We start from the raw sequence: 14122 nt of genomic DNA on the forward strand, positions 1-14122 counted from the left end.
TATTAGGTTAAAGTCATCCCTATCCCCAGAAGTACAGCCCAAGATCAAACCCTCTTCCGTAATGAACGGATTGATCTTGCTGTGCTGTCGAATTTTACACTTATCTTTGAATCTGGCGCAAGCCGTTTGGATGAGACTAAGCATTTGGGCTAAAACAGGCCCTCTAACAACTTCTGAAGCGGATAATGAAATATTTTTTATTATTGGTTTTGACCCTCAGCATGAGTACACTCGCCTGGAGTCAGAACGAAGAGATTGAAGAAATAAAACAGGCCCTTGGCGAAGCTGAAAATGCGCACGAGCGCATGATTTTGCGGTACGAATTAGCCGAGGCCTACCTACGCGTTGATGCGGAAGAAGCCGAGAGCATAGGCAAACAAGCCTATAATGCCGCCAACGACCAAAACAACAATGGCATGGCCGCCAGAGCAGCCTTTCTGGTCGCTAAAGCTTATGAACGGCAGCGCGATGATCGCAATACAGAAGTATGGCTGCGCACTACCCTCAACCACGCCAAACGCGCCGGAGATTCCGACTTGATCATGAGTTCGGTAGAAAAACGCTCTAGCTTGGCGGTCAAAGACCGAAATTATCGTAGAGCCTACGAAATCAACCAGGAAGCCTTTAATTACTTTAGTGAAAACGGCACCAGTATCAGTGACCTGGAGGCTAAATTTGAAACGCTACGACGCCAAATTGATCGCGAGAAGAAAAGCCTGGAGCAAGAAAAAGATCAACTGGAATTTCAGGTGCGCAATCTCCGTCTGGAAACCGACCAGTTGAGTACCGACAAATCAGTGCTCGAACGCCGGACCACCCAATTGAGCGAAGCCAATAAAGCCAAAACCGAAGAAATTCAGAGCAAAGCTGAAGAACTGGCTAGTGTTTCCGAACAAAAAGAAAGAGCAGAACGGGAAGCTCGGCAGCGCACCCAGGAAGTGAATGCCCTTAGTGAAGAGGTGGCCAAAGAGCAATTGATTGCCGAAAAGGCTGAGAACGCCAAGATTACGGCTGAACTCCAGGCAAGAGAAGCCGAGGTAAGGGCCAAAAGCCAGGAAATTTACCTCTTTGCCGCCGCCGGTATTGCCGGCATTTTACTACTCCTGGCATTGCTCCTTTACAGTCGATTCGCGGCAAAACGACGTACCGCCAAATCTTTGGAAGAAAAAAATCAGCAAATCGAAGAAGAACGCCAACGCTCTGATGAGCTCCTGCTGAATATTCTTCCGGCTTCGATAGCCGAAGAACTAAAAACCAATGGGAAAGCGCAGGCACGGCAATACAAAGAAGCCACCGTCTTCTTTTCTGATTTTATCAATTTTACCAACATTGCTGAAAAACTCAGTCCGCAGGAGTTGGTACAAGAGCTGGACAAGTGCTTCAAAGCGTTTGACTTTATCATTAGTCAATACGATGATATCGAGAAGATCAAAACCATTGGTGATGCTTATATGTGTGCGAGCGGCCTGAGTGAGCGGAAATCAATCCCCCACAGCATGGTAAAAGCGGCCCTGGAAATGCAAGCGTTTCTGGAAGAGCAGAAGCAAGAACGTATCCGTATCGGTAAGCCTTACTTCGAAGCTCGCATCGGCATCCACACCGGGCCCGTTGTTGCCGGGGTGGTAGGGGTGAAAAAATTCGCCTACGATATCTGGGGAGACACCGTAAATACTGCCGCCAGGGTGGAAGCCAACAGCGAAGCAGGCAAGGTGAACATTTCAGAAACGACCTACGGCTTGATCAAGTACGACTTCGAGTGCATCCACCGCGGCAAGGTGCAGGCCAAAAACAAAGGTCTACTAGATATGTACTACGTACAGCGGGAGCTGGTAGCAGCGGCGGTTTAGGGACTATTGGTACTACTTCCCTTTAAACCGTGCTTCCCTACGTTCCAGGAATGACTTGAACCCCTCGGCGGCATCCTCCGTTTTCATCAGTTGACGGGCTACGGGAAGTAGGTTTTCCATCGCTTTTTCTTCACCGTCTACCATGGATTCCCGGACGCTGGCAATGGTCGCTTGTACGGCCAGGGGTGCCTGACTGGCAATCGTTTCGGCGATAGACAGCGCACGATCAAAAGGATCCTCGGGCGTCATTTCCTGGATCATTCCAATCCGCAGGGCTTCTCTTGCCGAAAACAAATCGCCGGTGAGGAGGTAACGCATGGCATTGCCGTAGCCACAACGCTGTACCATCCGTACCGTAGCACCACCAAAAGGTATAAAACCACGCTTGATTTCAATTTGCCCAAAACGGGTATTTTCGCTGGCCACAGCAATATCAGCGGCCAGCAAAGTCTCAATACCAATCGTAAGGCAGTAACCTTTGACAGCAAACACCAGCGGTTTGGTGCGCAAGCGCCCACCCGTCTGAGCGGGGTCAACGAGGTGATCGCCAAATAAAGCACCACCTTCCATAACGGCAGGCCCTACATCTCCTAAATCAAGTCCGGAGGTGAAGTGCTCACCTTCCGCATATACAAGACCACACCAAATAGCGGGATCATCTTCCATCTGGGTATATGCTTCCGCCAACTCCTGGAGCATTTGGCGATTAAAAGCATTCATCTTCTCTGGCCGGTTGAGCTTGATGAGTAGGAGATGGTCGCGGATTTCGGTTATTACTAAGGACATGGCAAGAAGGATATTAGAAGTCGAAAGATAGGGGTAATTATTTAGGCTCGGAAAATATTTGCGGCGGGCAAATGATGTTCAATGATATAGGCTCCCAAGTTAAACCATTGTTCGGCCTGGTCGATTACCCAGCCGTCGGCGCTTACAACGATATGAGGGCTCACCGCGAGTACTTTGTCGGGGTCGAAACAAAGTTCTACTTCCCAAGGGAAATCATGGTCGGCACTGATTTCTTCAAGGAAAACACGCAAGCGCCCACTGTTAGAAATAGGCTGATCCAAGAGCCACTTCACGTGTGCAACTTCCAGCGTTTGCAATACATCTCCGATCAATTTTATTGCTTCGCTGGTTTGTTGGATGTGTTTATAGCTGCCGTGTACGCTAGAAATGTCGCGTAAGCAGCCATCCCGGCAATGAAAGATATAGGCACCGGAAAAAGCATTCTCCAGGAGGATGAGCAGATTGAAACCGTCAATGGCAACGGTTGCTCCGTTCATTGCTTGTAGGTTGCAGGTTTTGGCTTGTCGTTGCGCCGCATCCGAGGGAGCCACACTCATCCTCAAAAGGGCTTGGCGCTGCCGTTTGTTCAAACGATACCGATTGCCTACTATTTCCAAGGCAGAGGTCGTGCCGTAGCCTCGTTCCAGTAAAAAGGAGTGATCGTCAATGGCTTCTTTGAAAATCGGTGGCCATTTGACACCAAAGAGTTGGTCGTCATTGGGGTGTTTGCCGCGCTGGCGTGTGGTGGGGTTCATGTACGAAAGATTGACGCTGCTCTTATACTGTTTACTTCAACCCCAATACATCCTGCATATTATAAAGTCCTGCTTGCTGGCTCAATGCCCAACGTGCCGCGACGATCGCTCCCTGTGCAAATATCCTCCGATCACTGGCTTGGTGCTTCAACTCCAGGCGTTCGCCGGGACCAGCAAATATAACGGTATGCTCGCCAACTACTTCGCCTCCACGGAGGGAGTGGACACCAATTTCTTCGTCGGGTCGTTCGCCGGTGATACCAGAGCGGCCGTGGCATACTTTATCAGCCGACCATGCTCGGCCGCGGAGGATAGCTTCCACCAGGTTTTCGGCAGTGCCGCTGGGAGCATCTTTTTTCATACGGTGGTGCATTTCCACCACTTCTGGGTGAAAGTCATTGGTGAGGGTGGCTGCTACTTTTTCCGTAAGGTAAAACAACAGATTGACGCCTACTGCGTAATTGCCTGCCCATACCATAGGGATGCTGTGCTGGTAGGCCAGAATTGCTGTTTTCTCTCCTGCGGTGTGTCCCGTAGTTCCGATGATAAGTGGCTTGCCCGCTTTGGCCGCAGCAGCAGCAATGGCTAAGGTAGCCTCGTGGGTACTGAAATCTACGACAACATCACAAGTCTCAATGACCTCCAGCTGTGGCTGCTCTCGCGTAGCCGCAACTTCGATAATGGCTTTTTCTTGGGCCGCTATTGCGGAAATAGCCTTGCCCATACGCCCCTCTGCTCCGTTTAAGAATATTTTCATGACAAAAAATCTTGCAGCAATAAATCCAGTTTTGCTTGATGCTCTAAGGCAGGAGCTACCAATGGTAACCGAACCTGTGAAGTCTCAATTTTACCAGCCTTCTGCAAAGCATACTTGATGCAAACCGGATTGGGCTCCAAAGACAACATTTGTGCAAACAAAGGGAAAAACTTCTTGTGGTAAGCTTGCGCTGATACAAAATCATTGGCTAAAGCTGCTTGTACCATCTTGACCATGCCACTGGGTAAAAGGTTGGAGGTAACACTCACCACACCTTTTGCCCCAACGGACATAAACGGCAAGGTAAGCGCATCATCCCCCGAAAGGACCGTGATACTATCCCCCAACTCATGCACCAATTCCGATACTTTATCACATGAGCCACCTGCCTCTTTGATACAATTCACATGTTCAAAACGAGCTCTTAAACGGGCAACTGTAGACGTATCAATAGCAATACCGCTCCGGCCAGGGATCGAGTACAGCATAATTGGCTTATCAGTGCTATCAGCAATACTGGAAAAGTGCTGATAGAGTCCTTCTTGGCTTGGCTTGTTATAATAAGGACCAACTTGCAGAAAACCATCTACGCCTAGCTCGTGGGCCCTGGCGGTAGTATTCAGTGCAGAGCGGGTGTCATTGGAGCCCGTGCCCGCAATTACCTGAATACGGCCCGCTACTTCTTCCACCGCCGTTTCCACTACTTGCAGGTGCTCGGTAATGTTGAGGGTAGGAGATTCTCCGGTGGTACCCACCACAACAATCCCTTTTACGCCAGCGGCAATTTGCTCCCGGATCAGTTTCCGAAACCCTTCATAGTCCACTTCTTCTTGTTTATGAAACGGGGTAACGATGGCGGTGTAGACACCATCCCAGAAATTTTGATCCATGATCTATTTTTGTACTGTTCCTTGACGGAAAGTTAAGTAATCTGATGCTGTCGTTTAAAAAGCCCCTTGGTCAACATCTTTCAAAAACTTGATCACCCCGGGGAAATAATGCTCGGGATCGTCGTATTGCGAAAGATGGCTCCCATTAGGGCAGTAAAGGTAACGGCCATTCTGCACTTCTCCTGCCATCCACTTCATGTGTTTGGGGTCCATGGTGTCGTGAGCTGCTCCAATAACAAGCGTGGGTACCGTAATTTCTTTAAGACGGTCTTTAACATCCCAATCGGCCAGTAAGCCGCGGATACCAAACTCGCTGGGCCCTTGCATGGGGACATATACTGCGGGATTCATGTGTGCAAAAAGACGGTTGACCGGCTCCGGCCATTCTGCTACTGGAAAACGGATAACATGCTCGGTATAGTGGTGATTGATCAGGATATCCATGTAGCGAGGATTGCCAAAATCTTCCGCCGCTTCAAAAGCTTTGATTTCCGCAAACAGCGCTGGATCCATTGCCGGCCCCAGTACTTCCATTGCATAAGCCCCGTATTCCGGACAACTTGCCATCATATTGGAAATAATCAGCCCCTTCAGGTTTTGCTGATATTTCAATGCGTATTCCATGCCCAGGATGCCTCCCCAAGATTGGCCCATCAGGTAGAAGTTGTCAGGGCCGAGGCCGAGGGCTTTTCTTACCTGCTCTACTTCTTCCACAAAGCGTTCGGTGCGCCAGAGGGTACTGTCTTCGGGTTGATCACTGTAATGAGAGCCCAGTTGATCGTAATAATAATATTCGATGGCTTCGCCGGGGAAATAACTATCGCAAGCCAACCATTCTTCGTGGGTTCCACCAGGGCCTCCGTGCAAGAGCAGTACCTTGATGGTAGGGTTGTTGCCGGTGCGCTTGGTCCAGACATTAAAGGTGCCGCTGGGTGTCGTAATAGGAATCAGTTTGATTCCACCACTGATGACATCATCTCGCCCACTGTTGTCGAAGTATTCCGCCAGGGAAATGGCTTTGTCATCTTCAGGAATCTCTTGGTTGACAGGGGCTTTTTGCTCGCAGGCAAAAGTCAGGGCCAAGATACTTAGTAAAAATAAAGGAAGAATTAGGTTTTTCATTAGGCTAGTTTTTTCTTCTAGAATAAACTTCAAAGACAAAATCATGTTCATCACGCTCACCTGCTTGATGGGCTTCACTACTGATCAGTTCCCATTCATCAGCGGGCAAATCGGGAAAAACGACTTCCCCTTCTGGTTCTGCCATGACCCGCGTGAGGTACACTTTATCCAGGTAGTGCATACTTTGCTGGTAAATTTCGCCGCCACCGATGATAAACACCTCTGTTTCATCATTATCGTAAGCAATCGTGAGCGCTTCTTCGATAGAATGTGCCACGAGAATTCCCGTAGCGGTAAACATCAGGTCTCGGGTGAGCACAACATTGGTACGCTTGGGCAGCGGGCGCCCCATGCTAGCGAAAGTTTTCCGCCCCATGATAACGTGATGTTCAAGGGTTGTCTGTTTGAAATACTTGAGGTCAGTAGATATTCTCCAGGGGATATCGTTACCATCCCCAATTACATTATTCTTAGCAGCTGCTACAATAGCTGATACAATCATAGGTTGAATTTTATGGTTGACCACCGATAAGGTTGGCAGCCTTCATGCGATCTTCTAGCCACTGGCGTTCCGGGGTGATTTCCCCCCGCAGGTATTTTTCAATCATCAAACTTACAATCGGTGCTGCGTAGCTTCCTCCCCAGCCTCCGTTTTCAATGTAAACGGCGATTGCAATTTTTGGATTTTCCTTTGGTGCAAAAGCAAAAAAGATAGAGTGGTCTTTGCCTCCACGCTGGGTATTTTCGGCAGTACCCGTTTTTCCACAGATGGGAATATCCGGGATGTAAGCAATGCGGGCAGTACCTGCTTGTACTACCATTTCCATCCCATCAATGACCGGAATAAAATGCTTGGCATCAATACCTGTTTGCCGCTTTTTCAAGCTTAAAGGGGCTGGGATAGGATTCCCTTCAGCGTCTCTTAAGGCACGCGTAAGATGAGGAGTGATGAAGTAGCCACGGTTGGCAATAGCGGCCGCAAGGTTGGCTAATTGCAGGTTGGTGGTCAGTAATTCCCCTTGACCAATCCCTAAAGATCGAAGCCAAATCGACTTCCATCCCGTTTCGTTGGCGTAGACTTTATCATAGAACGCAGCAGAAGGGACGTTACCCGGCTGTTCTCCGGGGAAGTCGAGTCCTAACGGGCTGCCCATGCCAAAATTTTCCAGGTAGTTATTAAAATCAGTTAAGCCCTGACGAGGCGTATTTTCTTCGGGAAAACGATCAACAACTTCGCGAAAAGCCGTCACGAAGTAAGCATTGCAAGAGTACTGAATAGCCGTAGCTACGTCTTTGCAATAAGGGTGGTTGTGGCAGCCCGTGAGGCGCAGGCCATTAAGGTAATAAGCTCCTTGGCAGCTGATTCCACGATTAGGATCAAGGGTGCCATTTTGCATAGCAATCAGTGCCACAATGGGCTTAAACAAAGACCCGGGCGGGTACTGTGCCTGGATACTCCGATTGAAAAAAGGCTGTAGCGAATCGCTTAGCAAGTCGGCATAATGCTTGCCACGTTCGGTGCCAATCGCCAGGAGGCTAGGGTCATAAGTAGGCGTACTGATCATCGCCAGAATTTCGCCAGTCTCTGGTTCAATCGCTACGATGCTCCCAATTTTATTCTGCATCAATGCTTCGCCATAGGTCTGCAGGTTAAGGTCTATCGTAGAAAAAAGGTCGTCGCCGGCTTCAGGCCTCACGTCCAGTTCACCACCATTAACACTACCCATAACTCTACCCTGAATGTCTTTTTCTACTCGACGAATACCCTTGGTGCCGCGCAGGTAATATTCGTACTGTTTTTCCAGTCCGGTAATCCCCATATAGTCCCCCGTATTATAGGCATCGGTAGAGTCTTCCAAAATACTGGGACTCACTTCCCCAATGTACCCCAGCAAGTGGGCACTACTGTGATGAGGGTAAGCACGAGCGTTACGCTCCTGGATAAAAAAGCCTGGGAATTCGTATAGACTTTCCTGTAAAGTAGCGTATTGTTCTGGTGCTATCCGGGTCAGGAAGGGCTCCATTTTTGACTTAGAATAGCGAGGGTCACGCCATTCTTTATCTAATGCTGCAATGAAATAGTCTTCAGTAACGCCTAGTAATCGACAGAATTTGGTGGTATCGAAATCATCTTTGTAGTCTTCGAACTGATTATAAACAAACATCAGATCGTAGATAGGCTTGTTGGTAACCAGGAGTTGTTTGTTACGATCAAAGACCAAGCCTCGGGAGGGGTATTCTAATTGTTTGCTCGACCCGGCAGCTTCGGCGCGGGTGCGGAAGTTTTTATTCAGTACTTGCAGGTTGAGCAATTGCCCTACGATCACCAGTGTAATGATGATGAAGAAAACCTGAATAATACTCCCACGGTTTTTGTGATGATCAACGGCCACAGTACCAGCTTTAAAAAATTATGCTTCAGGATTGATAGCGTAGATGCTTGCCAAGAGGAAAAACATAGACCCTAACCAACTAAACAATACCTTCAGTAGGATAGATTTGAAATATACAAAAGTAAATGCTTCCAGAGAAAAGTAGACGAATAAATGAATGAAAATAAGGGTAGCAGCGTATTGGAAAAACCAGGTTTGCCCTAGCGATTTTTTAGTTGGATGGTCTTTAATACTGTAACCTTCTCGAGGTGTAAGGATGCGCAAGACAAATGCCCGAGCGTAAGCCGTAAAGACCAAAGCACCAGCGTGCAAACCGGGGCTTTCGTAGAGCCAGTCGATGGCCAAGCCCAGGATAAAACCCAAAAAAATCGTCAAACTGCGCGGCGTTTTGAACGGAAGCAACAAGATGAAGAGAGGATAAAGAAAAACCTGAAGATAAATGATACCATCCCAACCCCAAACAACTTGCTTTAGCACGAACACCTGGAGGAGCCAAAGTAGAAAAAACCTGATCGTACTATTGGTGATTGCTTTATCCATTTATTCCGGGTTGTCGAGTTGATCCAAATCACCTTTCATCAAATCACGAACGATATAAGCATCTTTCACCTCGTAGAGATTGTTGAAAAGCTTAACCTCCAACTCTAGGGTATTATCTCCCTCCTTAACGTTCTTTCGGGAAACACTACCAATGGGTACTCCGGTGGGAAAAATATTAGAATAACCCGTGGTCTCTACGGTGTCTCCTATCGCAACATCAGCATATTCCGGGATAGCGTAGAGCGTTGCTATACGAGTATCGCCGCCGTTCCAACGCAAAGAACCAAAGAAGTTTTTGTTGCGAAGTCCGGCACTGATGCGCATACTGCGATGGGTAATACTCATGACCCTACAGTGCCGCTGTGCGACCTGAACGACAATCCCTACTACACCTTTTCCATTGATGACCCCCAAGTGAGGCTCAACGCCGTGGATGTGCCCCCTGTTTACTACATAAGTAATGTTAGCACTCAGCGGGGATTTATTGATGATCTCACCAGCGATATAATTGTACCGTTGCCGCAGGGAATCATTCTGTATCGTATCGTTGTTTAAGGCTTCCGTATAAAAGGCATTGGGCATTCTGGATAGCAAAGCTGCGTTTTCTTCCCGGAGTTGGTCATTGAGTTGTTCGAGCTTCAAATAATTTTGGGCTTTGCTGGCCCGCTCCATAACGACTCCCGAGTACATATTCCAGGTAGACGAAGCGACCTCTTGCTGAGGGGTATTGTAAGTGATGATCAGGTAAAGGCATACCACTTCCAGGGTAGCAAACAGAAAGAATGCTCCTTGACGTGTAAAGAGTTGGAGTAAACTACTCATACCTAACTGATTTCAGACCTGCAAGGTTGATTATACGCTACCCCGAGGAATTAGAATTGGCATATAGCGATCGGTATCTGCTAGCGCAGCACTAGTACCTCGAACCACCGCCCGAAGCGGATCTTCTGCCACGTGGACAGGAAGCTTGGTCTTGGAACTGATCCTTTTGTCCAGCCCTCTAAGCAAAGCCCCTCCCCCAGTCAAATAAAGCCCGGTGCGGTAAATGTCACTGGCCAACTCTGGTGGTGTAGCCTCCAATGCCCGCAGCACTGCCTCTTCGATGGCCGTAATCGATTCATCAATAGCGTGAGCGATCTCCTGGTAGGTCACAAAAATTTGCTTAGGGATACCCGTCATCAAATCGCGACCATTGACCGCAAAGTCTGCCGGAGGGTCTTCCAAAACAGGTAATGCCGAACCTACGTGTATTTTGATTTGCTCAGCGGTACGTTCTCCGATGAGGATATTGTGCTGCCGCTTCATGTAATTCATGATATCCGTAGTAAGCTCGTCACCAGCGATACGGATCGACTGGTCAGTTACGATACCAGAAAGCGCGATTACAGCAATCTCCGTCGTACCTCCACCAATGTCAATAATCATATTACCGATCGGCTCCTCTACGTCAAGGCCAATACCCAAAGCTGCGGCCATTGGTTCATAGATGAGGTAAGTTTCTTTAGAGTCAACGTGGTCAGCAGAGTCGAATACGGCACGTTTTTCTACTTCTGTAATCCCTGAAGGAATACAGATGACCATTTTGAGATGTGTGAAAAATCGGCGTTTACGGCCGATCATCCGGATCATCCCTTCGATCATATTTTCCGCGGCTTTAAAGTCGGCGATAACACCGTCTTTTAAGGGGCGAATGGTTTTTATCTCTTCGTGTGTTTTCTCGTGCATCTGCATAGCCTTCCGGCCAACAGCGATGGTCTCTTCCGAACGTCGATTGTACGCAACGATAGATGGTTCGTCGACAACAACCACACCGTCTTGGATGATGAGTGTATTGGCCGTTCCCAAGTCAATGGCCAATTCTTGCTTGAATAAGCTAAATAGCTTCATTAATTGTTTATTCTCCTTAGTTTCAAAAGTGGGCGAATGATGTACTACCCTGCTTTAAAAGCTGAAATTACGTAAAATAGTGTATAGCCTCGGCTATTTTCTACGCTTAATTTATTCTTTCTGCAAAGCAAAGCAAAAAACCGCAAATTTTAGGTCTAAAGCAGTGATTTTCTAGGGCCCAACCACTACCGTCCACAAGTCTTTGTCTTGCAGATAGTGCTGAGCCAGGCCTTGGATTTCTTCTGGGGTAATTTCTTGCACCGTTTTGATCAGGCCCGCCAGATCTTCTTTACCCAATTGTTCCGTGAGCAAGGTGCGCACGGTTTCTGCCCAGTTGAATGGTCCATCGACCATAGTCAGAAAAGAGCCCATTAGGTAATTACGCAGCATTTGCATCTCTTCTTCTTCGACCAATTCATCGCGCAAGCGCGCTATTTCATGTTGGATTTCGTGCAGGGTTTGTTGTACGTATTCCGGGCTTACTTCCGTATCGATTTGGAAAGTTCCGCCCCAGCGGAAGCTGTCATAAGCAGCTGAAATATTATAAGTGTACCCCTTATCTTCTCGAATGTTTTCCATCAGACGGCTTCCGAAATAGCCGCCCAGAAGATTGGCCAAGACGTAACAGCCATTGGCGTCTGGGTGCGTCCGAGGGAAGAGTCGGCGGCCGATTCGTATTGCCGCTTGACCTCCCTGGGTATGAGGGACTATTATCTTGTGAGGCGCCTGATCAACATCAAGTGTCAGCTTGGGAGATACTGCCGCCCGATTAGGGATACGCGCCAATTCGCCGTGGATGTAGCTGGTGGTCACTTCGTCAAAACGGCCACTGATGATCGCAAAGCCATTGCCCGCATGAAAGCATCGGTAATGGTGCTCTACCAGCCAGGACTGTTGGAGGTTGTTGTAAACTTCTGTGTTGGAATTGTAACCATAGGGGTGATCCTTACCAAAAAAATATTCCGTTATATTGCGATAAGCAATCACTTCCGCTTTGCTCAAGTCTTCCTTGAGGCTTTGTTGCTTACGCTTTACATATGCCTGTAGATCAGCTTCCCGCAAAGCGGGTTCACAAAGTATTTCTACAAAAAGTGGTAATATTTCCGGGAGCTGCTTGTTGAGGCAGTGCATAGCCAAATTACCGGTATCCATTTGAAAAGGAACACTGAGATGCGCTCCGTAATAATCAAATTGCTCAGCAATATCACTTCCGGTGCGCCGATGGGTGCCTTCCTTAAGCAGGGCTGCCGTGGTGCGTGCAACCAAAGGATGTTTTTCGTAAGGCCGACCACCCCAACAGATAAACTCAATGCGAACCAAATCCTGGGTTCCACGATTAATATGATAACAAGGCAAGCCATTGGCAAGCACGTGCTGCTCAAAATCAGGAAGCTCTATATGGGTAACGGGAAAAATCGGTGGAGGAGCTGGCATAAATTTTCGCTAGTGAATAGGGAGCAAAAATTGCTCTGTTATAAAATGCAAAGCTATAAAAACATACTTATCCACATATTGTTAACATCTTAGTCCGCTTTATCGCTCATTTAATTGTATTTTTGCTACTCGCTATCACCATTACAATTACCTATGAAGTTTAGTGTATCCTCTAACGATTTACTCAAGCGCCTGCAAGTAGCAGGTGGAGCTATCAGTTCTAATCCGGTACTCCCGATTCTGGAAGATTTTCTTTTCCGCATCGAGAACAACCAATTGTCAATTACGGCAACGGATTTGGAAACTTCCATCATTACCTCCATTGAAGTAATGGCCGATAAAGATGGCATGGTAGCAGTACCCGCCAAAATCCTGTTGGAAACACTGAAAGCACTTCCCCAGCAGCCCATTACCTTTACGGTAAATGACAGTAATTTTGGTATCGAAATTACTTCTGCCTACGGAAAGTACAAACTGGCCGGAGAGAATGGCGAAGATTTCCCCAATGTCCCTGAAGCGGATACGGTTGACACCGTTGCGGTACCTTCTCGTTCTTTGTTGCAAGGAATCAACAACACCCTTTTTGCCACCAGTTCTGATGAATTGCGGCCAGCCATGACTGGTGTTTACTTCCAGGTAGATTTCAACAAGGTAACCTTGGTGGCGACGGATGCCCACAAATTAGTAAAATACGCTTTCAACGATGTGACCAGTGAAGTTTCCACAACCTTCATCGTTCCTAAAAAAGCCCTCAATTTACTCAAGAGTGCACTGCCCGATGGCGTAGAAGTAACCTTGTCTTTCAATAAAGCCAACGCTTTCTTTAGCTTCGCTGGCACCAGTATGGTTTGTCGCCTGATTGATGCACGCTATCCCGACTACAATGCCGTTATCCCCGTGGATAATCCAAACGTCTTGAGCGTCTCCCGGACGGACTTCCAAAACTCCTTGAAGCGGATTGCGATTTACGCAAACAAGACCACCAACCAGGTAATTCTCAGTATCAGTGATGGTAGCCTAACGGTTTCCGCGCAGGATCTTGATTTCTCCAACGAAGCTACAGAACAACTGACTTGCACCTATGATGGTGACCCGCTAACGATCGGCTTCAACGCTCGTTTCCTGGTAGAAATGCTGGGTATTCTTGAATCCGATGAGGTGAAAATTGAGATGAGCTCAGCTACCCGTGCCGGTATCCTTCTGCCTACTGAAGAAACCGAAGGGGAAGAAATCCTGATGCTGGTCATGCCCGTGATGCTAAGTAACTAATGCATCACTACTTCTTTTATGGTGCTTGCTTGTGCTTATTGCTAGGTGCTTGCGCTAAGGCTTCCTCACCAGAACCAGAAGAGGTGGTCGGGGCTTATATCAACACTCTCCATCGTGGTGATTTCACGGGGGCCGCAGCGTTCTGCACGCCTGCCGGAGCGGCCTATGTGGATGCCCTTGAGGCCATCATGGCTGATCCAGAGGCTTTGCCTGACACTTCTTCCGTCATCATCAATAGTATTCTTTGCCAACCACTAAGCGGCGATACTTTGTTGCGGTGTGAGGCGATGATTGACGATGGTTTCGAAGTTTATCCCGAACAGTATCTCCTCCTAAAAGGTGCCGAAGGCTGGCGGGTACATCATCAACCGCAAGACGGAAAAACCAGTACTTCCGAGGAAGTCATCACTACCGAAGAAACCTCGGCTGCTGAAAACTGATC

14 protein-coding genes are annotated in these 14122 nt (G+C 48.0%); 3 read left to right on the plus strand and 11 right to left on the minus strand.

The genetic code is table 11. The features are described 5' to 3' along the window. Positions 1-185 precede the first annotated feature (185 nt). Positions 186-1847: an adenylate/guanylate cyclase domain-containing protein gene (locus tag AB0L18_RS06105; protein ID WP_367391696.1), complete on the plus strand. Its 1662-nt coding sequence runs from the start codon at positions 186-188 to the stop codon at positions 1845-1847. A 12-nt stretch (positions 1848-1859) separates the two neighbouring features. Here the strand turns inward: AB0L18_RS06105 and AB0L18_RS06110 are convergent, their stop codons facing one another. From AB0L18_RS06110 to AB0L18_RS06160, 11 genes are all read right to left on the minus strand, one after another. Further along, positions 1860-2633 carry a crotonase/enoyl-CoA hydratase family protein gene (locus AB0L18_RS06110; RefSeq protein WP_367391697.1) on the minus strand — a complete coding sequence of 258 codons (774 nt, stop codon included), beginning with the start codon at positions 2631-2633 and terminating at the stop codon, positions 1860-1862. A gap of 41 nt (positions 2634-2674) precedes the next feature. Then, positions 2675-3388: a DUF434 domain-containing protein gene (locus AB0L18_RS06115; protein ID WP_367391698.1), complete on the minus strand. Its 714-nt coding sequence runs from the start codon at positions 3386-3388 to the stop codon at positions 2675-2677. A gap of 31 nt (positions 3389-3419) precedes the next feature. Beyond that, positions 3420-4145, minus strand: a complete 726-nt coding sequence (dapB, locus tag AB0L18_RS06120; RefSeq protein ID WP_367391699.1) for a 4-hydroxy-tetrahydrodipicolinate reductase — start codon at positions 4143-4145, stop codon at positions 3420-3422. After that, on the minus strand, positions 4142-5035 hold the full coding sequence (gene dapA / locus AB0L18_RS06125; RefSeq protein WP_367391700.1) for a 4-hydroxy-tetrahydrodipicolinate synthase: 894 nt from the start codon (positions 5033-5035) through the stop codon (positions 4142-4144). The genes dapB and dapA overlap by 4 nt, the downstream gene beginning before the upstream one ends. 54 nt (positions 5036-5089) lie before the next feature. After that, complete coding sequence (locus tag AB0L18_RS06130) at positions 5090-6157, minus strand: proline iminopeptidase-family hydrolase (protein WP_367391701.1); 1068 nt, start codon at positions 6155-6157, stop codon at positions 5090-5092. A gap of 4 nt (positions 6158-6161) precedes the next feature. Continuing rightward, positions 6162-6659, minus strand: coding sequence for a dihydrofolate reductase (locus AB0L18_RS06135; RefSeq protein ID WP_367391702.1), 498 nt, complete (start codon positions 6657-6659; stop codon positions 6162-6164). 10 nt (positions 6660-6669) lie between these two features. Continuing rightward, entirely contained in the window at positions 6670-8550 is a 1881-nt protein-coding gene (mrdA, locus tag AB0L18_RS06140; protein WP_367391703.1) for a penicillin-binding protein 2, read from the minus strand. Positions 8551-8568: 18 nt separating this feature from the next. Continuing rightward, entirely contained in the window at positions 8569-9090 is a 522-nt protein-coding gene (locus AB0L18_RS06145) for a hypothetical protein (RefSeq protein WP_367391704.1), read from the minus strand. Further along, a complete protein-coding gene (gene mreC / locus AB0L18_RS06150; protein ID WP_367391705.1) occupies positions 9091-9912 on the minus strand; it encodes a rod shape-determining protein MreC in 822 nt (273 codons plus the stop codon). 30 nt (positions 9913-9942) lie between these two features. Further along, positions 9943-10977 carry a rod shape-determining protein gene (locus AB0L18_RS06155; protein ID WP_367391706.1) on the minus strand — a complete coding sequence of 345 codons (1035 nt, stop codon included), beginning with the start codon at positions 10975-10977 and terminating at the stop codon, positions 9943-9945. 171 nt (positions 10978-11148) lie between these two features. After that, positions 11149-12411: a M16 family metallopeptidase gene (locus AB0L18_RS06160; protein ID WP_367391707.1), complete on the minus strand. Its 1263-nt coding sequence runs from the start codon at positions 12409-12411 to the stop codon at positions 11149-11151. A gap of 153 nt (positions 12412-12564) precedes the next feature. On the opposite strand from AB0L18_RS06160, the gene dnaN reads away from it, so the two are divergent. Continuing rightward, on the plus strand, positions 12565-13680 hold the full coding sequence (dnaN, locus tag AB0L18_RS06165; protein ID WP_367391708.1) for a DNA polymerase III subunit beta: 1116 nt from the start codon (positions 12565-12567) through the stop codon (positions 13678-13680). Then, the gene (locus AB0L18_RS06170; RefSeq protein WP_367391709.1) at positions 13680-14120 is read left to right on the plus strand and encodes a hypothetical protein; all 441 of its coding nucleotides are present in this window, start codon (positions 13680-13682) and stop codon (positions 14118-14120) included. Before dnaN ends, AB0L18_RS06170 begins: the two co-directional genes overlap by 1 nt. The last annotated feature ends 2 nt before the right edge of the window (positions 14121-14122 follow it).

This window comes from Lewinella sp. LCG006 (assembly GCF_040784935.1).
GTDB lineage: Bacteria > Bacteroidota > Bacteroidia > Chitinophagales > Saprospiraceae > Lewinella.